Origin of the sequence: Polaribacter sp. IC066, assembly GCF_007997085.1 — a bacterium.
Classification (GTDB): domain Bacteria; phylum Bacteroidota; class Bacteroidia; order Flavobacteriales; family Flavobacteriaceae; genus Polaribacter.
This window is the reverse complement of sequence record NZ_VORR01000038.1, coordinates 19,256-41,664: the sequence shown is the minus strand read 5'-3', so window position 1 is coordinate 41,664 and position 22,409 is coordinate 19,256. Positions and strand designations below refer to the sequence as shown.

Genomic DNA, 22,409 nt, shown 5'->3' with positions numbered 1-22,409 from the left:
CTAAAAATCAAACATGTAATTGTTACCTAGTAACTAACAAATGTTAACAAGAACGTTCTTTTTCCTAAAAGCAAGGATAGAATTGTTAATAACTAGCTCTTTTTTGAAATCTAGGCTGAATAGTTACAAAATTAGTTTGCGAACCATAGACCGCATCAAAAAAAGGTTTTTGGAGGACGGTCTAGACGACTCTCTTGAGCGTAAACCCACTTCTAGAGTTTACGAAAAGAAGATTGATGGTGATGTAGAGGCTAATCTCGTTAAACTTTGCTGCAGTAACCCTCCCGACGGCTTCGCTAAGTGGTCTTTACGACTCTTGGCAGACAAATTAGTTGAACTGGAATATATAGATAGTATATCTCATGTGTCCGTGGGAAACCTTTTAAAAAAAATGAACTTAAGCCTTGGAGAGTAAGGGGTTGGGTGATTCCTCCCAAGCAAATTAGTGCTTTTGTGGCGAGTATGGAAGAAGTGCTAGACGTATACAAAAGACCGTATAACCGAGAAAGACCAGTTGTGTGCATGGATGAGTCGCCAAAGCAACTCATATCAGGAAGCCAGCAATCAATCAAAATGAAAAAAGGAATGGACGCCAAAGAAGATTACGAGTATGTGAGACACGGAATGGTTAACATATTTATGGCTAATGAGCCTTTAAAAGGGAAGCGAACAGTGGAAATCACTAAAAGAAAGACAAAAAAAGACTGGGCTATTTTCGTCAAAATGATAGCTGATGACCTCTATCCAGAAGCTAAAAAAATAACACTAGTCATGGACAATTTTAAAACACACGCATTTTCGGCATTCTACGAAACTTTTGAACCCGCGGAAGCACGACGTCTAGCGAGCAGATTTGAATTTATATTCACCCCCAAGCACGGTAGTTGGTTGAATATGGCAGAAATACAACTCAACGTGCTAACCGGACAATGCCTTAATAGGCGTATTTCAACGATGAGCGAAATAAAAAAAGAAGTAAAAGCGTGGCAAGAACACCGAAACAAAAAGGATAGCACTATAGACTGGCAGTTCACAACGAAAGAATCAAGAATTAAACTAAAAAGACTTTACCCGACAATTAATGATTAACATTACACTAGAACTCTCATGAACAAAATCAAATGAAAAAACAAAACTATTTAATGATTCTTTTGTGTGCTTATTTTTTTTGGTTTAGCAGAGTGGCTCATCAAATCATATCAACTTTATGAACACAATCTTTAATTTTAGATTTAAATAAACTTTTTATGCGCATTTTAAAACTTCAAATAATTTAATATCATCAGTATTTAAAAAAAGCGCAACACTTCACCTCTTTATTTAAAGAGAGTCAATAACGATAACACCCCATTTTTACTCTTATCAATTATAGTTGCTGTTTTTTTTTCACGAATCAGAACTTGATGTTGATAACATACCTCTCTAAATAAATGCTTTTAGCATCTTACTTTTTTGAATATAATAGTGTGCAATACTCAACTTCTCTCTTTTTTTATAAATATTATGTTATACATAATTTAAAACTACGATAAAATTTTACATTTCTATCTGAATATCAAAAGAATTTTATTTTCACTTCAAGTTAAAGGATAATAGTTTCCTTAACTGCTATTTAAACGAACATCTCAAACTAAATTGCTCTAACAACAAGTACATGTTATTTTTTAAGTGATTGATAACTTTACGCTAAAGAAATTATAAAACATTACTAAAATTTTACGACCATCATTTTATAAAAACAGACATCGATAAAAAATGAATTTGTGAATCGTACTTTTAACAAACGGCTTTTCTTCATAAATAAATAAATAAGCAATAAATGATTCGTACAAGCATTAATTTATAGAAAATATTTATACTTAAAGAATTTTGAAATTGGAGCCAAAACATACTTTCTATAAATATAATTTATGGAATGCATAATATTTATAAATAAAAATACATAAATAATTTATTGAATCTTTGCGCCGTTAAAAAACAATACAAACCAATTAAAACATCAACAAAACCAAACTCTTAAAATGAATTTTGAAAATAATTTAAAAACAGTGCGAAAGACTTCAGAGGCAGATCTAAACAAATCTGTTACGGCTGTCTTTATAACTGGCGTATTATGGCTTCTTTTTGCGGGAAACCTTGTATACCTCCTTCTTAATTTCTTTAGCATGCCAGCGTGGACGCTCGGAGATCTCTTAAAAATTAACGGCTTTACTATTTTAATATGGACAACCGTTAGCTTTTTTAGTGCCATAGTAAGTAGTTATGCAAAAAATTATCTCAAAGGGTTTAGATATCATTCTAAATTTATGATTCTTTGTCTAGCCTTTACATTATCTGTAATGCTATTAGTGATGTCTAATCATATTTTTCTACTACTTTTTAGTTGGTTGATGATGGGGATTTTTATGTCTCAATTAATTGGCATCGATAAAACTTGGGGTGAAGCAAGAGAGGCATCAAAATTTACTCAAAAATACTTTTTAACCGGAACTTTCTTTTTAACAGTTGGCTTGCTTCTTTTAGCCTTTGCCAGTGATGTTTTTACAGTTAGCGGACTGGCGTTAGCAATTGCAGATTTGCCTCCTTATATTACTATGATCGCTGCCTTGTGCATTATTGCTGCTGCCATTGTACAATCTGCAATTTATCCTTTTCATCGTTGGTTATTATCGGCAATGACCTCTCCTACTCCAGCTTCTGCTTTGATGCACGCTGGTTTTGTAAACGGCGCGGGAATTTTATTAGCGCTTTTCGCAACACTATTATTTGCTTCGAACACGTTAAATATATTATTTGTTATTGGCGGATTAACAGCTATTATTGCTCAATTCACAAAACTATTACAAGTAAATGTCAAACAAAAACTAGCATGTTCTACCATCGCTCAAATGGGCTTTATGATTATGCAATGTGGTTTAGGTTTTTTCAACGCCGCAGTAGTGCATTTAATTCTTCACGGATTTTATAAAGCATATTTATTTTTATCATCAGGAGAAGAAATAGCACAAACCAAACCAGAAAAAACAGAACTATTAAAAATTAAACCGTTTCAAACTTTTATTGTTTTAATTTTTGGAGGATTAGGTGCCTATCTTTTTACCTTATGGACTGGTAAAGGAATGGAACTAAATAGTAGCGTTTTTTTAACACTTGTCGTAGCAATTACCGTTGGGCAAGCAACGTATAATATTTTAAAAGAACAAAGTTTATCTGTTGTTCAAAAAATTGTAGTACCCTCTTTATTATTTGTTGCCGGCATAGGTCTTTATGCTTTAATGTATAATGGCGTTACTATTTTAATGGCAGATATGCCAATGATCGATCAACCAATGCCATTATCTTGGGTGCAAATTATCTTCGGATTTATTTTCTTAATCGGCTTTTTTATCATGAAACTAGGCACTTACAAAAACATTCCCTGGCTCTATGTCAAATTAATGAACCTTTCACAACCCAATAAAAAGTCAGTTTTAATGTATAAATCAAAATCGATATGAACCAGCATCTTATAAATAGTATTGATGAAGCATCAAAAGTTATCGGAAAAACTTGGCCTCTTTACACATTTGTTGCTTCGAACCCACTATCTGGATATGAAAACTCAACGTTTCATGAAGCAGTAAATTCGGCTGAAAAGAATTTTAATGCAAACGCGTATCCTTCAGCAAAATTATATGGACAAGCTTGGGAAAAAGGAGATATCAATAAAGATGTGCTATCAGCTCTTTTAGATGAAAATAACCTTTCTGAATCGCCAGAATCTTATCTAAAGCTGTTAACATCAAAAAATAAAACAGATGTTTTAAATGAGAACCACGCTGTGGATGTAATTATGGCAAAATGGTTGTCTTCTTTTATGGATGAAGGACTTGCAGAATGGGAAATGCCTTATAAAACTGAAGGATTTTACAATGCTTGGAGACTTTTAGTTGTCTACGATTCTGAAACAGGAAAAACAGCTTTAAAAGACATTCCGAAAACAAGCACATTAGCTTTAGAAGAAATTTTAAAAGATGTTGATGAAAGTGAGTATGTAAAAATCTTCACGCATCATTTAGCGGCGCTTCCAGGTTGGACGGGCTATATAAATCATAGAACAACTTCTAATTCAGATTGGCAAAAAGAATATCCGATAGAAGCAATCGATTATTTGGCGGCTCGACTATGGACGGCACGAAAATTAAATTCATCTATTTTACCCAAAAAAGTTGATGTATCTTCGGATAAATTAGTTTCAAAAGTTCAATATATTTTATTAAAAGCTTGGGAACAAAGCTGGCAAAATGGTTTGGTAAAAACATTAGAAAACCAATCAATTGCAACCGCATCTAAAGAAAACACAATTCCTGATGCACAGTTGGTTTTTTGCATTGATACACGTTCTGAACTAATTCGAAGACATGTTGAATCTAAAGGAAATTATGAAACTTTTGGGTATGCTGGTTTTTTCGGAATTGCCATGGATTACAAGAGCTTAAACGACGGAATTACCCGTAAATCCTGCCCGCCAATTGTTGGTTCTGCCTACACAGTCTCTGAAATTGCCCAAGAAAATAAAGCAGCACAACTTTTATCTTATAGTAATAAAAATGAGGTTGCTTCTTTTAAAGAATATTTCTTAAAGAGAATGAAAAACATGATTCCGTCTGCATTTGGATATGTAGAAGGTTCAGGTATTTTTTACGGAATTTCTTTAGTTGCAAGGACTTTGATGCCCAGAAAAATGTATCAATTAGAGGATAAAAAAGCATCTAAAATTGAAGGGATTTGTCAGCCAGACATCAACAAAGCTCTTGTTGAAACCAATGATTCTTTGGAAATTCCTTTGGCAGAAAAAGTAGGCATTGTAAAATCTGCGTTCGATTTAATGGGCTGGAAACAATTTGCACAATTGGTTGTTTTTGCAGGTCATGGAAGTCATTCTGCAAACAACCCGTTTAGTTCTAGTTTAGATTGTGGTGCCTGTGCGGCCAGCCCAGGAAGGCATAATGCAAGAATGTTAGCAAAATTGGCTAATTTACCCGAAGTTAGAAAGGTATTGGCAAGGACACATAAAATTATAATTCCAAAAACTACTTTATTTTTAGGAGCTGAACACAATACCACAACAGATGAAATTATACTTTTTGATGCAGAAGCTTCAGACTTTCACAAACAATTAATTCAAAATTTAAAAACGAATTTAATTGCAGCTCAAAAAACAGCCACTAAAGATAGATTGGGAAACAAAGGAAATAGTGTTTCATCCGCAGAAAAAAAAGCAAATAATTGGGGAGAAACGAGACCTGAATGGGGACTTGCAAAAAACGCAGGTTTCATCGTTGGCCCGAGAAATTTAACCAAAAACACCAATTTAGAGAGTCGTTGTTTTTTACATTCTTACGAATGGGAATTAGACATGGAAGGCAAAGCATTAGAAGGCATTATGCAAGGCCCCATGACCGTAACACAATGGATTAACAACCATTATTATTTTTCTACAGTTGATAATAACATGTACGGTGGTGGTTCTAAAATAACACATAATATTACTGGGAAATTCGGAGTTGTACAAGGAAACGGAGGCGATTTAAAAATGGGATTACCATTGCAATCTTTATTCGGGTCGGATGAAAATATGTATCATCAACCCTTAAGATTATCAGTAATGATTCAGGCACCAATTGCAAGAGTTTCAGAAATTATTGCAAGAAACGAAGGCATGAAAACACTTTTAGACAACGAATGGATTTATTTAATGGTAATGGATCCTACAAGTAAAAATGAGATATTTCACTATAAAAAATCTATTAAATGGGAAGTAACCTCCTCTAAAAATAGTAGTAAAGTGGTTGAAAATGAATCCTAGATACTTTAGGTTTCACAATCCTTGTGCTCATAGAAATGACCAAAACCAGTAGCTTTTGTTGCTGGTTTTTTTGATAATGAACAAGCTTTAAATATTTAACATTAATTTAAGTTCCTTTTTTGTACTTTTACCACAACAATGAAAAAAATAGTCCATAAAATAGCATCCATATTAATGGCTTTTGTAGTGTTACTCTCTACAATGTCATTTACAATTAGCATGCATTATTGTGGAGATGCGTTGGTTGAAACTGCTATTTTCCATGAAGTTGAAGGCTGCGGAATGGAAATGGAAAAACCATCTTCTGATAGCTGTGCTATCATTAAAAAAGGTTGCTGTAATAATGAACAAGTCTCCATAGAGGGGCAAGACGAATTACAACTGCAAGTAGATACAATTTCTCTCGAACAACAAGTATTTTTAACTTCTTTTATATACACTTATAACAAGCTTTTTCAAGGTTTATCCAAAAACATATCTTCTTATGAAGACTATGAACCACCACTCGTCAGAAGTCAACTCTTTAAGATTGACGAGTCTTATTTAATTTAATTTTTTCACAATAGACTGTACCATCCTGTAACCATCGTGTTATTTGGATATTTTCTTGTATGCGCTATTTCCGCATGCTATCCTTGTCTAATTGTTTAATAATTAAGCTAATGCTGAATAAAAGCATCAAATTTTTAATAGAAAATAAATTGGTAGCAGTGCTACTACTCCTCCTTTTTGTTGGCTGGGGAACGATAAATGCACCCTTTAATTGGAACACAGGTTTTTTACCAAGCAATCCTGTTGCCGTGGATGCGATTCCGGATATTGGCGAAAATCAACAAATTGTTTTTACCAAATGGGATGGTCGTTCACCACAAGATATAGAAGATCAGATTACGTATCCGCTAACAACTTCGTTACTCGGAATTCCTGGGGTAAAAACCATTCGTAGTTCTTCTATGTTTGGCTTTTCGAGTATTTATATCATTTTTGAAGAGGATATTGAATTTTATTGGAGTCGCAGCAGAATCCTAGAAAAACTAAACTCATTGCCAACTGGTTTGTTGCCGCAAGACGTAAATCCTTCATTAGGGCCAGATGCAACAGGTTTAGGACAAATATTTTGGTACACATTAGAAGGCAGAGACCAAAAAGGAAATGCAACTGGTGGTTGGGATTTACAAGAATTACGCAGCATTCAAGATTACTACGTAAAATATACGTTATCTTCTGCAAGTGGTGTTTCTGAAGTGGCTTCTATTGGTGGTTATGTTAAAGAATATCAGGTTGATGTAAATCCTGAATTAATGCGCCAATACAATGTTAGTTTGGCACAAGTTGTAAAAGCAGTCAAAGAAAGTAATCAAGACATTGGTGCACAAACGTTAGAAATTAACCAAGCAGAATATTTAGTACGTGGTTTAGGCTATGTAAAATCGATTGAAGACCTTGAAAATGCAGTGGTCGTTTCAGAAGATTTTACAGCACTCAAAATAAAAGATATTGGTAAAGTATCATTGGGCCCTGCAGCCCGTAGAGGAATATTAGACAAAGAAGGTGCCGAAGTTGTTGGCGGAGTTGTGGTGGCCAGATATGGGGCAAACCCAATGGAAGTCATTAATAATGTGAAAGAAAAAATTAACGAATTAAGTCCAGGCTTACCTTCAAAGGTTTTAGAAGACGGACGAACTTCTCAAGTTACCATTGTTCCTTTTTACGATAGAAGCGAACTCATTCAAGAAACTTTAGGAACGCTGAACGAAGCGTTAATTTTAGAAATTTTAATTACTTTTTTAGTCATTATAGTGATGGTTTTTAACCTTCGAGCTTCTATTTTGATTTCAGGATTATTACCTGTTGCCGTTTTAATGGTCTTTATTGCCATGAAACTCTTTGGAGTTGATGCCAATATTGTGGCCCTTTCAGGGATTGCAATTGCCATTGGAACCATGGTTGATGTTGGCGTTATACTTTCTGAAAATATTATTCGTCATCTTGATGAAAGCGAAAATACCATGCTCACAGAACAAGCAACGAGTACCGAAAAACCGCATAAAAAACTTTCAATTAATGAAATCGTTTACAATGCTACCGCAGAAGTTTCTGGTGCCATTGTAACGGCAGTAATGACAACGATTATTAGTTTTATTCCCGTTTTTACAATGATTGGTGCTGAAGGAAAATTATTTAGACCCTTGGCGTTTACCAAAACCTTTGCTTTAGCAGCGGCACTTTTTATTGCGTTATTTTTAATTCCGCCTTTCGCGGCTTCCATATTTAAAAAAGTGAGCATCAGAAAGACAAGCAGTTTTGTTTTAAACGGATTGTTATTAGCTCTTGGACTCTTAATTATGTTTTTAGGCTATTGGATTGGAATTTTATTAATTAGTTATGGAACTGTAGCATTTTTAAAACTAAACCATACCCTTACTGAAAAAAGAGCAAACCTCATCAATATTATTGCGTCTTCACTAGCAATTGTATTTCTATTAGCTGAATATTGGAGACCACTTGGCGTTGATAAGAGCATTGCCTTAAACCTACTTTTTGTTTGTATTATTTGCTTTGGCTTGTTGGGTATTTTTATGCTGTTTCAGCAGTATTACAGCAAGATTTTAAAATGGGCACTAGAAAATAGACTGCTATTTTTAATGATTCCGACTTCCTTATTGGTTTTTGGTTTTTATATCATGAAAAATACGGGCAAGGAGTTTATGCCCTCCTTAAACGAAGGTTCCTTTTTGCTGATGCCAACCTCCATGCCCCACGCGGGTATCGAAGAAAATAAAAGAGTTTTACAGCAATTAGACATGGCCGTTGCCAGTATTCCGGAAATTGAAACGGTCGTTGGTAAAGCGGGTAGAACAGAATCGGCTTTAGATCCTGCTCCATTATCGATGTACGAGAATATAATTCAGTATAAACCTGAATATATGCTGAATGAAAACGGAGAACGCCAACGATATCGGGTAAATGATGAAGGTAAATATGTATTAAAAAATGGAACGTCATTACCATCTGAACCTCGTGAAGCGTGGCAATTTGTTGATGCCAAAAAACAGCTCATTCCCGATAATGATGGTGAGTTTTATAGAAATTGGCGTCCAGAAATTCAATCGCCAGATGATATTTGGAACGAAATTATAAGAGTTACGAAACTGCCTGGAGTTACTTCCGCACCAAAACTACAGCCTATCGAAACCCGATTGGTGATGTTGCAAACGGGAATGCGTGCGCCAATGGGCATCAAAGTAAAAGGACAAGATTTAAAACAAATTGAGGCCTTTGGGGTTCAACTAGAAACGATTTTAAAACAATCTGAAGGTGTAAAACCAGCAGCTGTTTTTGCAGACCGAATTGTAGGAAAACCGTATTTGCTCATTGATATTGATAGAGAAAAAATAGCACGCTATGGCATTTCGATACAAGATGTACAAGATGTTTTAAAAGTGGCTGTTGGCGGAATGATTATAACCCAAACCGTTGAAGGCAGGGAGCGTTATGGCGTGCGCGTTCGGTATCCAAGAGAGTTGCGCAATCATCCAGATGATTTGAAAAACATCTATATCCCTGTGGAAAAAGGAAGTCAAGTTCCTTTGAGCGAATTGGCAACAATCCGTTATGAAAAAGGACCACAAGTCATTAAAAGTGAAGATACTTTTTTAGTAGGATATGTGTTATTTGATAAGTTAGATGGTTTTGCAGAAGTAAGTGTCGTTGAAAATGCACAAGCATTAATTCAGCAAAAAATTACATCAGGAGAACTCATTGTGCCAAAAGGAATCAGTTATAAATTTACAGGAACTTATGAAAATCAGCTTCGAGCAGAAAAAACCTTATCGGTTGTAGTCCCTTTAGCTTTGCTCATCATCTTTTTAATTCTGTATTTTCAATTCCGTTCGGTATCCACATCACTCATGATTTTTACTGGAATTTCTGTGGCATTTGCAGGAGGTTTTATCATGATTTGGCTGTATGGTCAAGATTGGTTTCTAAACTTTAGCTTTTTCGGAGAAAACTTACGAGATCTTTTCAATATGAAAACGATTAATTTAAGTGTTGCTGTTTGGGTTGGTTTTATTGCGTTGTTTGGTATTGCTACAGATGATGGTGTGGTGATGGCTACCTACTTAACACAAACTTTTGATAAAAATGATCCAAGTGATACATCAGAAATAAGAAAATCAACTTTAGAAGCTGCATCAAAACGAATTAGACCTTGTTTAATGACAACAGTTACCACGGTTTTAGCATTGCTTCCGGTCTTAACATCAACGGGCAGAGGAAGTGATATTATGATTCCGATGGCAATTCCGATTTTTGGAGGAATGATCATCGATATTACCTCTTATTTTATTGTGCCTGTATTGTTTAGTTGGAAAAAAGAAATCATGGCAAAAAGAAAGCTAAAAAATAAAGCTCAACCAATTTCTATTAAATCATAAAAAGAATGAAATCATCTATAAAAATTAGTATTCTGGTTTGCTTTATAAGCGTTGTTTCTGTGATTAGAAGTCAACAATTAGAGGCATTTATTGACGTTGCACTGGCAAACAATCCTGAAATTCAGAAGTTTGAATTGCAATACAGCATCGCCGTAGAAAAAGTAAATGAAGCAAACACTTTGCCAAATACAGAATTTGGAGTTGGCTACTTTGCAAGCGAACCAGAAACACGCACAGGAGCCCAAAACTTTAGAATTTCTATAAAACAAATGTTGCCTTGGTTTGGTCAGATTACCGCAAGAGAAAATTATATAAGTTCTTTGGCAGATACCAAATATGAAGACATTGTTATTGCCAAAAGGAAACTAATGGTTTCTGTATCGCAGTCTTATTACGATTTGTATGCGAACAAAGCAAAACAGATCGTTTTAACTCAAAACATCAATTTGCTTGAAACTTATGAAACATTGGCATTAACTTCTGTAGCAATTGGCAAAGCCTCTGCAGTAGATGTTTTGCGTTTGCAAATGCGCCAAAATGAAATGCAACAATTATTGGATGTTTTAGGGCAACAATACTTGGCAGAACAAACCGCTTTTAATAATTTATTACATAGAGAAAATGGTATTTTAGTGCGTGTTGTTGATCAATTAGAGATTCCTTCGGAAGATTTTGAATTCAAAACTAAAAATTTAGTCTTCCATCCAGAAGTATTAAAGTACGATAAGTTATATCAATCTGTAGAAAAATCTGAATTGTTAAATCAAAAAGAAAGCACCCCGATGATTGGTTTTGGGTTGGATTATATCAATGTTACCGAACGCCCAAATATGAATTTCAGTGATAACGGAAAGGATATTTTGATGCCGATGGTTTCTGTTTTGATTCCAATTTTCAATAACAAATACAAATCACAAACCAAACAAAATAAATTGCAGCAACAAGAAATAAGCGCCCAAAAGCAAGAACGTTTAAATACATTAGAAACCGTTTTAGACAAAGCAGTGCGCGATCGAACTTCAGCAAGAATAAGTTATGAAACCCAAACCAAAAACTTACAACAAGCCAAAAATGCAGAAGAAATTTTAATTAAAAGCTACGAAACGGGAATAATCAATTTTAATGATGTTTTAGATATTCAAGAATTGCAATTAAAGTTTCAAATCAATCAAATTGAATCGGTGAAAACCTATTATTTACAAACAACAATTATTAATTATTTAACCAATTAAAAAATGAGTAAATCAATATATATAATCGCAACAATTTTAGTGTTACTTTTAGTCTCTTGCCAACATACCGACAAAAAAACAAGCATCACTGAAGTAAAACATTATGGAAAATTAAAAACCATGATGTCTGGAAATATTCAATCGGTAATTAGTCTAGATAGCCTTTCAAGTAAAAAAAACCTTTACGCTTTAGGCGCTGTAGAAAATCTAAAAGGCGAAATCCAAATATTCAACAGCAAACCTAGCAATAGCCTTGTTTTAGATAGTAGCTTACACATTAAAGAATCGTATAATCTCAAAGCTGCTTTGCTGGTATCTGCAGAAGTTGAAGAATGGGATGCTCTCGAAATTTCAAATATGACGACTAAAAACGATTTAGAAAAGACCATTTTTGAAATCGCTAAAACGAATGGAATCGACACAGAAAAGCCTTTTCCCTTTTTATTAGAAGGCACTTTAGCTTCATTAGATTGGCACGTTATTAATTGGAAAGAAGGCGATACCATTCACAATCATAAAAAGCATAAAGAATCTGGACTATTTGGAAATTTAAAAAATATTCCGGTTCAAATTATAGGCTTTTACTCCACAAAACATAAAGCAGTTTTTACACATCACAGCACCAATATGCATTTACATTTTAAAACAGATGATCATAAGATTGCGGGTCATGTTGATGATTTACAATTAGAAAATAAAATGATATTAAAACTACCAAAACAATGAAACACACTTATAAAATAACAGGAATGACTTGCAACGGATGTCGAAGTCACGTTGAAGAAACACTTTCTAAAATAGAAGGAGTTTCTAAAGCTTCGGTAGAATTAGAAAAATCTGAAGCTACGATAGAAATGGAATCTCATATTCCGATAGAAAAGTTTCAAGAAGCGCTCAAAAATGATAGTGATCGATATCATATTCATAAACAAGAAGAACCTCATCATCCAAAAGAAGAAAAAACAATAAAACATACCTATTCAATTCACGGAATGACTTGCAACGGCTGTCGAAGTCACGTTGAAGAAACACTTTCTAAAGTAGAAGGAGTTTCTAAAGCCTCGGTAGATTTGAAAAAATCTGAAGCTACGATAGAAATGGAATCTCATATTCCGATAGAAAAGTTTCAAGAAGCGCTTAAAAATGATAGTGATCGATATCATATTCATAAACAAGAAGAACCTCATCATTCAAAACAAGAAAAAGTGATGTCGCATACCTATTCAATTCACGGAATGACTTGCAACGGATGTAGAAATCACGTTGAAAAAACACTTTCTAAAGTAGAGGGAGTTTCTAAAGCTAATGTAAACTTAGAAAAAGCAGACGCAACAATTGAAATGGAATCTCACATTTCAATTGAAAAATTTCAAGAAGTATTAAAGAATGATGGTGGCAGCTATAGCATTCACAAATCAGGAGAACCTCAGCATCCAAAAGAAAAACAACCAGTAAAAAACGGAACAGGTACTTTTTATTGCCCAATGCATTGCGAAGACGAAAAAACGTATGACAAAGCTGGCGATTGCCCTGTTTGCGGAATGGATTTAGTAGAAGAACAAAATTTATCAGCAACAACATCAGAAAAATGGACCTGCTCAATGCATCCAGAAATTAAAGAAGATGAGGCTGGTGCATGCCCTATTTGCGGAATGGATTTAGTTCCTGTAGAACCAGATCTTTCATCAGAAGAAAAAACATATAAAAAGCTTTTAAAAAAGTTTAAAATTGCAGTCGCTTTTACATTGCCAATTTTTATAATTGCAATGAGCGAAATGCTAAACAACAATCCGTTATATGATATAATGGAACAGAAATATTGGAATTGGGTGCAATTTGCATTGGCCATTCCTGTGATTTTTTATGCTACTTGGATGTTTTTTGAACGTGCGTATAAAAGTATAAAAACATGGAATTTAAATATGTTTACTTTAATCGGAATTGGAGCAGGAGTTTCGTGGTTATTTAGTGTTTTCGGACTATTTTTTCCAGACGTTTTTCCAGCACAATTTAAAGCAGATTCTGGAGCAGTTCATGTGTATTTTGAAGCTGCAACTGTAATTTTAACACTTGTTTTAATGGGACAATTGTTGGAAGCGCGTGCACATAGCAAAACCAATTCAGCAGTAAAAGAATTGCTAAAATTAGCACCCAACAAAGCGGTAAAAATTGTTGATGGTGAAGAGGTTGAAGTGAAAATCGATACAATTAAGCTGAATGATATTCTGAAAGTAAAACCAGGAGAAAAAATTCCTGTGGATGGTGTTATAACTGAAGGAAAAACTACTATTGATGAATCTATGATTACTGGAGAACCTGTTCCTGTTGATAAATCAGAAGATGATAAAGTAAGTTCTGGAACAATAAATGGAAATCAATCTTTTTTAATGAAAGCAGAAAAAGTAGGTGGAGATACCCTTCTTTCTCAAATTATTCATATGGTTAACGATGCCAGTAGAAGTCGTGCGCCAATTCAAAATTTAGCAGATAAAGTATCTGGTTATTTTGTTCCTGTTGTGGTTATAATCTCACTACTAACTTTTGGCGCTTGGGTAATTTGGGGACCAGAACCCGTTTATGTGTATGCATTTGTAAATGCAATTGCAGTGTTAATTATTGCGTGTCCGTGTGCTTTAGGTTTGGCAACACCAATGTCTGTGATGGTTGGTGTAGGTAAAGGTGCTCATAATGGTGTATTGATTAAAAATGCCGAAGCGCTTGAAAAACTAGACAAAGTAGATACCTTAATTATTGATAAAACAGGAACGATTACTGAAGGAAAACCAACGGTAGAAAAAACAGGTGCATTCGATGCTGTTTTTAGCGAAAAAGAAGTGTTGCAATATATTGTATCACTAAACACCAATAGCGAACATCCGTTAGCAGAAGCAACTGTAAAATATGGGAAAGAGCAAAATGCGGAAACAATAAAATCAGAGGGATTTACTGCTGTTACTGGTAAAGGTGTCGAGGCTACTATCAACAATAAAAAAGTAGCATTGGGTAATCCTAAAATGATGGAATATGCAAATGCAGAAATCTCATCAGAAATGAAAGAAAAAGCAGCATCTTTTCAAAAACAAGGTAAAACAGTTTCTTATTTGTCTGTTGATAAGGCAGTTGTTGGTTACGTGGTTATTGGTGATAAAATAAAGGAAACAAGTAAAAAAGCCATCAAAGAATTGCAAGAAAAAGGAATTGCAGTAATTATGTTGACAGGTGATAATCATAATACCGCACAAGCAGTAGCATCAGAATTAAATCTTGCCGATTTCAAAGCAGGTATGTTGCCAGAAGATAAAATGAAAGAAGTAGAAAAACTTCAAAAACAAGGAAAAGTTGTTGCTATGGCTGGAGACGGAATTAACGACGCACCAGCTTTAGCGAAAAGTGACGTTGGGATTGCGATGGGAACAGGAACAGATGTAGCGATAGAAAGTGCAATGATTACTTTGGTAAAAGGAGACTTACATGGTATTGTAAAAGCAAAAAAATTGAGTCATGCTGTAATGAGAAATATCAAGCAAAATCTATTTTTTGCATTGATATATAACACACTTGGAGTTCCTATTGCGGCAGGTGTTTTATTTCCTTTTTTCGGAATTTTATTATCACCAATGATAGCGGCATTAGCCATGAGTTTTAGCTCGGTTTCTGTAATTGTGAATGCATTAAGATTAAAAAATATTAAAATATAATGATGAAGAAAATAATAGTAGTAGTTGCTCTAACATTATTAGTGTTGAGTTGTAAAAATGAAACAAAGAAAAAAGACATTAAGGAAAATAGTGTTATAACAAACAAAAAAAATGAAATACCTAAAAAGAAAGTATTAAGTCCACATACAGAAACCATGGCTATAATTGGCGATGCTCATATTCATATAGATTATTCATCACCAGGAGTTAGAGGTAGAATTATATTTGGCGGTTTAGTTGGTTACGATAATGTTTGGCAAGCAGGTGCGCAAAAGGCAACTTATATAGAAACCAACAAAGATTTAATTATTGATGGTAAAACATTACCAGCTGGTAAATATGGTTTTTTTATAGTTCCGACAAAAGATGATTGGACTATTATGATTAATAAAAATTGGAATCAACATGGAAAAGATGAGTATAATCAAGATGAAGATGTAATTCGATTTAAGGTAATACCAATTATTTCAGCTGAAATAAAAGAGCATTTAGAATATAAAATAAGTAAAATTAGCGAAACAGAAGGCAGTATTTCTCTTCATTGGGAAAAAGTAAAAATTAGCTTTCCGTTCACTATAAATCAATAAGGTGGTTCATAAGAAAACGGCAATAAAAATCAGAAAAACACATCATTATTTAAGATTGCTATTGGGTATTCAATTTCTATTTTGACTCTTAGTGATTTATATTTTAGTTAGACAGATATGGATGAAATTCATGAAGATCAATTCAAAAATTTAGACTTTTAACCTCAAGCTCTTAAGAATCTAATTAATGCAATTGATGTGAAATTAAGAGATGAAATTTCAGAAAAAGAGGCTCTTTATATGACTAAAAACTATATGAAAAATGGATTAGAAGTTACTTTTATTGATAAAATTGAAGGGACAGGAAAGCATCACGAATATCGAAAAGAAATAATACCCTCTTATGTTGTGTTCTATACATTAAATAAAAATGTCAAAGCTTATGTATCAATTATAGATGGTAAATTCCAAAATGTTAGGCACCAAGGTTAGCGTTGCTTTGATTTTTTGTAGATGACACACACAATGGATTATGAAAGCAGAGACAACTTTAATACAATTGCTTTAAGAGCTTTTAACTTTTAGGATTAATTACAGTTTTAAATAGCTTTTTATTATCGCTTACTAGTTCTCTCAATAAGAAAATTATTAAAAGAAAAAACAAATAGAAATGAAAAAATACATTGTTTATATCGGAATTTTAGGAATCGGACTCCTTTTCGGTTGGATTCTTTTCGGGAATTCATCCAAAGAAAAAACAACACACAATCATGATGCCGTTTCAGAAACGAATAAAATGTGGACCTGCTCTATGCATCCTCAAATTATGCAACCCGAAGCTGGCGATTGTCCTATTTGCGGAATGGATTTAATTCCCGCAGCAACAAGTGCAGATGGTTTAAATGCAGATGAATTTAAACTTACAGAAAACGCGATGGCTTTGGCAAACATTCAAACTTCTGTTGTTGGTAATATCGTAAATAAAAATGTGACTACTACCCTATCAGGAAAAATAGCAGAAAATGAAGAAACAAATAAAATACAAACAAGTTATTTTTCGGGCAGAATAGAACGTTTGTATATAAACTCGACCGGAGAAAAAGTGCAAAAAGGGCAACTTTTGGCCACAATTTATTCGCCAGAATTATTTGCAACACAGCAAGAATTAATTACAACGGCTTCCTTAAAAGATACACAGCCAGAATTGTACAATGCGGTTCGTAACAAACTAAAACTATTAAAGGTTTCTGAAAGTCAGATTGCAAAAATTGAAGAAACGGGTAAAGTAACACAAAACTTCCCCGTATACGCAACGGTTTCAGGAACTGTATCCCAAAAATTAGTTGCACAAGGAGAAACGGTAAAAGAAGGGCAACCTTTGCTAAAAATTTCAAACCTACATACTGTCTGGGCAAACTTTGATGTATATGAAAATCAGATGAATCAATTTAAAAAAGGGCAAGATATTTTAATCACAACAAATGCAAATAAAAGTACAGAAATTAAAGGAAAGGTTGCTTTTATAGATCCTATTTTAAATCAAAATACAAGAACTTTAAAATTAAGAGTCGTTCTGAATAATAAAGAACAATTATTAAAACCAGGAATGTTTGTAAAAGGAGCAATTACAAATTTAAACAGCAATAGCAAACAAACATTCATAATTCCGGCATCCGCAGTTTTATGGACGGGAAAAAGATCTGTAGTGTATGTGCAAACCAATCCTGAAGAACCAATTTTTGAACTGCAAGAAATTACCTTAGGCAATAAAATTGGTGACAATTATGAAATTTTAGAGGGTTTAAAAAATGGAGATGAAATCGTAACAAATGGCACTTTTACAGTAGATGCTGCTGCTCAATTACAAGGCAAAAAATCGATGATGAATAAAGAGGGCAGAAAAACAATGACGGGGCATGAAGATCATCTTGGCATGGAGGAAACGGCTTCTGCAAAGAATGAAAGCTATACGAACATCAATAAAAGAATAAAAGTCTCAAACGATTTTCAAGATCAATTAAAAATGGTTTTTGAGGAATACATTCACTTAAAAGATGCTTTTGTGAAAGGCAATTCGAATACCGGAATTGAAATATCGCGAAACCTAATCAGCAAACTATCTAACGTTGATATGAAATTATTACAAGACAAAGAAGTGCATAAACATTGGATGTCGATTGAAAAAGAGATAAAAGCATCCGCAACTTTAATTTCAAAAACAACGAACCTTAAAGAACAAAGAAATCATTTCAAACAGCTATCATACGACCTCACGAATGCTATTGAAGTCTTTGGCATCAATGAAAAAGTGTATCATCAATTTTGCCCAATGGCAGATAGCAATAAAGGTGCATATTGGTTGAGTAAAGAGGAAAAAGTAATCAATCCTTATTTTGGAGATGCCATGCTTACCTGCGGAGAAATAAAACAAATAATAGAATAATAATTAAATTTTAAAACAATGAAAAAAGTAATTTTAAGTATCGCTGTAATCGCTGCAATGGGTTTAACAAGTTGTAAAAACGACAATAAACCAAAAGAAGAAACAACAACAGCAGTAACGGCAGAAATAGCGACAACAGACATTTCTTTTGGTGTTCGAGGAAATTGCGGAATGTGTAAAACCACCATAGAAGATGCAGTAAAAAAGGTTGAAGGCATTTCTAAAGCCACCTGGGATAAAGATAAAAAGAAAATAGCGGTTTCTTTTGATGCTACAAAAACGGATGCAATGGCAATCCATAAAGCAATTGCAACCTCTGGTTATGACACCGAAAAAATGGCAGGAAATGAAGAAGCTTATGAAAATTTACCAGGTTGCTGCAAATATGATCATGATATGGAAATGAATATCCAATAATAAACTTTTTTTAAGCTACCTTGATCAAAATTGACCGAGGTAGCTTTTTCTTTCACAAAAAAAACGAAAAACAGAAAATAGAGCATCTGATAAACGAATTTAAACGATTCAAAAAAAAGATTCATATCTTTATAATTCTAGAAGAATAAAAAAGCTATAACCATATGGTTATAAGGTTTTTACTAATTATCTTTTTAATTCTAAAAAAAAATTAACGTAACTTTTGTTTAGCTTAAAAGTAAATAAGTTAAACAATTTGTATATTTGTTGAAATAATAAGCAGTCGCATACATGAAATATTTTGATATTAATGACATTAATAGTTTAGATAAAATCTTTAGAATTAACTTAATTAACAGTTGCTCTGGTTTTAAATCAGCCAATTTATTAGGGAGTATTTCTACAGAAGGCAATACAAATCTTGCTGTTTTTAGTTCGGTAACGCATTTAGGTTCAAATCCGCCAACGTTAGGTTTTATTTTAAGACCCACCACGGTTCCTAGAGATACGTATAAAAATATAAGAGATACCGGCGTCTTTACCATCAATCATATTTTTGAAGATATTATGGAAGAAGCCCATGAAACATCAGCAAAATATCCAAGAGATGTTTCAGAATTTGATATAACTGGTTTAGAATCAGAGTTTAAAGAAGGTTGTATCGCGCCTTTTGTAAAAAACTCTCCTGTGCAAATGGAAATGAAATATGTAGAAGAAGTGTATATTAAATCGAATGATGTTTTGATGATTGTGGCGCAAATTGAAAAATTATTTGTGAATGAAAAGTTAATTCATGAAGACGGATTTATAGATTTATCCGCAGGAAAAGTAGTAACTATAAACGGATTAGATGGCTATGCCGTTCCTGCGTTAAAAGAAAGATTCGGTTATCAACGACCAAAAAAATAACATAAAATATGAAGATATTAGTTACAGGTGCAACAGGGTACATTGGCAAAAGATTAATACCACTATTAATCAATGATGGCCATGTAGTTGTTTGTCCTGTAAGGGATGTTAAAAGGGCAGAAAGTTACTTTAGAGAAGAAAAAAATATTATTTTAATTGAGGCCGATTTTCTGGAATCAAGCTCATTACATGATATTCCTAAAGACATAGATGCTGCTTATTATTTAATACATTCCATGTCTAATTCTGCGAAAGAATTTCATATTTTAGAAGAGAAATGTGCTTTTAATTTTAAACGATTTGCAGAAAAAACAGCGTTAAAACAAGTTATCTATTTAAGCGGAATTACCAATGACACTAAACTCTCTAAACATTTATTATCTCGTAAAAACGTTGAAAAAACATTAAGTTCTAGCAAATATGCACTAACCACTTTTAAAGCAGGAATTATTGTTGGTTCTGGCAGTTCTTCTTTTGAAATTATTAGAGATATTGTAGAAAAGCTACCTTTTATGATAGCGCCAAAGTGGCTGGAAACAAAAACACAACCTTTGGGTATTAGAGATGTTTTAAACTTTTTACACAAAGCCTTGTTTAACGAACAATTGTATAATACTTCTTATGATGTTTTTGGTCCAGAAATTATGACCTACAAAGAAATGTTATTACAATTTGCCGAGTTTAGAAAACTAAAAAGAACGATTGTTATTGTGCCTGTCATGACACCAAAACTTTCTTCTTATTGGCTTTATTTTGTAACTTCAACTTCCTATAAATTAGCCGCTACCCTTGTAAATTCTATGGGTGTAGAAGTAATCGGAAATAAAAGTAACATCAATGAAATTTTAGACATTACACCAATGTCTTACAAAAAAGCATTGGAATTAGCATTCAAAAAAATTGAACAGAATAGTATTATTTCTAGTTGGAAAGATTCTTATATCAGTAGTGGGAAATTGCATGGTTTTGTAGATCAATTTATAAATGTACCAGAATATGGCTGTTTTAGAGATTTTAAACAAAGAGAAGTAAAAGACAGAAAAATAGTACTCGATAGAGTTTGGGCAATTGGTGGTGAAACGGGCTGGTATTACGGTACTTTTTTATGGAAAATTCGTGGGTTTCTAGATCAGTTTTATGGAGGTGCAGGTCTGCGAAGAGGCAGAAGACACCCAACGGAATTAAATGTTGGGGATGCTTTAGATTTTTGGCGTGTTATTTATGCGGATAAAGAAAAAGGAAAACTATTATTATATGCAGAAATGATTATGCCAGGTGAAGCTTGGTTAGAATTTAAAGTTAGAGATGGTATTATACATCAAACAGCAACTTTTAGACCTCATGGTTTAGCAGGCAGATTGTATTGGTATTCAGTGATGCCTTTTCATTGGTTTGTTTTTAATGGGATGATTAGCAATATTAACAAGCTGAAATAAAAATAACAAGGGAGCAGATCCCTTTCAGAAAAATGCATAAAAAACAACATTTACCAGAAAAGGATTGCATTGTATGTAAAAGACCTTTTACATGGAGAAAAAAGTGGGAAAAAAATTGGAACGAAGTTAAATTTTGTAGCGAAAAATGCAGGAGAAACAAAAAAACACCGGAGTAGTATGGTTTCGTAATAACTTACGAACGCAAGACAATAGTTCTTTAAAAAAGGCAATTGACAATCATGATACAGTGATTGCCCTATATGTTTTTGATCCAAAACTCTTTAAAAAAGACAAATTCGGATTTAAAAAAACAGAAAAATATAGAGCGCAGTTTTTAATTGAAACGATTGCAGATCTTACAAAAAATTTAGCAAAATTAAATATTACGCTCCTCACCTATTTTGAGGATCCTAAAGTAGTTTTTAAAAATATTTGTACTAATTTTAAGGTTGATGCTATTTACTCACAGAAAGAATGGACTCCAGAAGAAATAAAAACGAATACTTCAATCAAAGAATCCATTCCTGAAAACATCAGTATTATAGAAGAGTATGATCAGTTTTTATATCATCCAGATACAGTTAGTAATAAATTTGAGAACATTCCAGATGTATTTACGGGATTCAGAAAAAAACTAGAAAAGTATGTAGATATTTTACCTGAAAATAATGTTTCTAAATTAGATTCAGAGAATTTAATTGAAAATTCTACAAAAATCCCTTCTTTAAAAGAATTAGGTTTTGATGATTTTAAGACGCACAGAAATTCTGCTTTTCCTTTTTTAGGGGGCGAAACTGAAGCTTTAAAAAGAATTGATCATTATTTTTTTGAAACTAGAAAAGTTGGCTTTTACAAACAGACTAGAAATGGGTTAGTCGGCATCGATTATTCAACAAAATTTTCTGCTTGGTTGGCAAATGGCAGTTTATCTGCCAAAACTATTTATTATAAGGTAAAAGAATACGAGAAAGAATTTGGTTCAAATCAATCTACCTATTGGGTAGTTTTCGAATTAATTTGGAGAGATTACTTTAAATACATCTCTTTAAAATATGAGTCTAAAATATTTAAAATTGGCGGAATTCTAGACAGAGAGTACGACTGGAGTGCAGACCAAAAAATTATTCAACAATGGATTGATGGCGAAACAAAAGATGATTTTGTAAATGCCAACATGATTGAAATTAAAGAAACGGGCTGGATGAGCAATCGAGGCAGACAAAATGTAGCTTCTTATTTTGCCAAAGAATTATTACTAGACTGGCGTATTGGTGCATCTTATTTTGAATCGTTATTACTCGATTATGATGTACACAGCAATTACGGCAATTGGATGTATGTTGCCGGAGTTGGCAATGACCCTAGAGACAGAAAATTCAATACGCAATTGCAAGCAGAACGCTATGATGGCAATCATAAGTTTAGAAAGATCTGGTTAGAAAAAACATTGTTTTAACAAC

15 protein-coding genes and 1 pseudogene are annotated in these 22,409 nt (G+C 33.4%); all 16 read left to right on the top strand.

Going from position 1 to position 22,409, the window contains the following annotated elements:
• Positions 1–130: 130 nt before the first annotated feature.
• Positions 131–1,089: pseudogene (locus ES044_RS12920) on the top strand (IS630 family transposase); the annotation flags it as partial.
• A 932-nt stretch (positions 1,090–2,021) separates the two neighbouring features.
• On the top strand, positions 2,022–3,497 hold the full coding sequence (locus ES044_RS12915; protein WP_147119761.1) for a proton-conducting transporter membrane subunit: 1,476 nt from the start codon (positions 2,022–2,024) through the stop codon (positions 3,495–3,497).
• Positions 3,494–5,848 carry a DUF2309 domain-containing protein gene (locus tag ES044_RS12910; RefSeq protein ID WP_147119762.1) on the top strand — a complete coding sequence of 785 codons (2,355 nt, stop codon included), beginning with the start codon at positions 3,494–3,496 and terminating at the stop codon, positions 5,846–5,848. Before ES044_RS12915 ends, ES044_RS12910 begins: the two co-directional genes overlap by 4 nt.
• A 138-nt stretch (positions 5,849–5,986) precedes the next feature.
• Positions 5,987–6,400 (top strand): HYC_CC_PP family protein, encoded by a 414-nt coding sequence (locus ES044_RS12905; RefSeq protein WP_223269206.1) that lies wholly within the window; start codon positions 5,987–5,989, stop codon positions 6,398–6,400.
• A 110-nt stretch (positions 6,401–6,510) separates the two neighbouring features.
• Positions 6,511–10,287 carry an efflux RND transporter permease subunit gene (locus tag ES044_RS12900; RefSeq protein ID WP_147119763.1) on the top strand — a complete coding sequence of 1,259 codons (3,777 nt, stop codon included), beginning with the start codon at positions 6,511–6,513 and terminating at the stop codon, positions 10,285–10,287.
• Between the two features lie 5 nt (positions 10,288–10,292).
• Positions 10,293–11,519, top strand: coding sequence for a TolC family protein (locus tag ES044_RS12895; RefSeq protein WP_189663288.1), 1,227 nt, complete (start codon positions 10,293–10,295; stop codon positions 11,517–11,519).
• Positions 11,520–11,522: 3 nt separating this feature from the next.
• Entirely contained in the window at positions 11,523–12,245 is a 723-nt protein-coding gene (locus ES044_RS12890) for an acetolactate decarboxylase (protein WP_147119765.1), read from the top strand.
• Positions 12,242–15,217, top strand: a complete 2,976-nt coding sequence (locus ES044_RS12885) for a heavy metal translocating P-type ATPase (RefSeq protein WP_147119766.1) — start codon at positions 12,242–12,244, stop codon at positions 15,215–15,217. Before ES044_RS12890 ends, ES044_RS12885 begins: the two co-directional genes overlap by 4 nt.
• 2 nt (positions 15,218–15,219) lie before the next feature.
• Positions 15,220–15,804: a DUF2911 domain-containing protein gene (locus ES044_RS12880; protein WP_147119767.1), complete on the top strand. Its 585-nt coding sequence runs from the start codon at positions 15,220–15,222 to the stop codon at positions 15,802–15,804.
• A gap of 198 nt (positions 15,805–16,002) precedes the next feature.
• Positions 16,003–16,236 carry a hypothetical protein gene (locus tag ES044_RS19380; RefSeq protein ID WP_317131229.1) on the top strand — a complete coding sequence of 78 codons (234 nt, stop codon included), beginning with the start codon at positions 16,003–16,005 and terminating at the stop codon, positions 16,234–16,236.
• Positions 16,237–16,414: 178 nt separating this feature from the next.
• Complete coding sequence (locus ES044_RS12870; RefSeq protein ID WP_147119768.1) at positions 16,415–18,187, top strand: efflux RND transporter periplasmic adaptor subunit; 1,773 nt, start codon at positions 16,415–16,417, stop codon at positions 18,185–18,187.
• Positions 18,188–18,205: 18 nt separating this feature from the next.
• The gene (locus ES044_RS12865; RefSeq protein ID WP_147119769.1) at positions 18,206–18,604 is read left to right on the top strand and encodes a heavy-metal-associated domain-containing protein; all 399 of its coding nucleotides are present in this window, start codon (positions 18,206–18,208) and stop codon (positions 18,602–18,604) included.
• 291 nt (positions 18,605–18,895) lie between these two features.
• Positions 18,896–19,513 (top strand): flavin reductase family protein, encoded by a 618-nt coding sequence (locus ES044_RS12860; protein WP_147119770.1) that lies wholly within the window; start codon positions 18,896–18,898, stop codon positions 19,511–19,513.
• An 8-nt stretch (positions 19,514–19,521) separates the two neighbouring features.
• The gene (locus ES044_RS12855; RefSeq protein ID WP_147119771.1) at positions 19,522–20,949 is read left to right on the top strand and encodes an SDR family oxidoreductase; all 1,428 of its coding nucleotides are present in this window, start codon (positions 19,522–19,524) and stop codon (positions 20,947–20,949) included.
• A gap of 32 nt (positions 20,950–20,981) precedes the next feature.
• Positions 20,982–21,125 (top strand): DUF2256 domain-containing protein, encoded by a 144-nt coding sequence (locus ES044_RS12850; protein ID WP_147119772.1) that lies wholly within the window; start codon positions 20,982–20,984, stop codon positions 21,123–21,125.
• Positions 21,095–22,405: a DASH family cryptochrome gene (locus tag ES044_RS12845; protein ID WP_147119773.1), complete on the top strand. Its 1,311-nt coding sequence runs from the start codon at positions 21,095–21,097 to the stop codon at positions 22,403–22,405. The genes ES044_RS12850 and ES044_RS12845 overlap by 31 nt, the downstream gene beginning before the upstream one ends.
• Positions 22,406–22,409 lie beyond the last annotated feature (4 nt).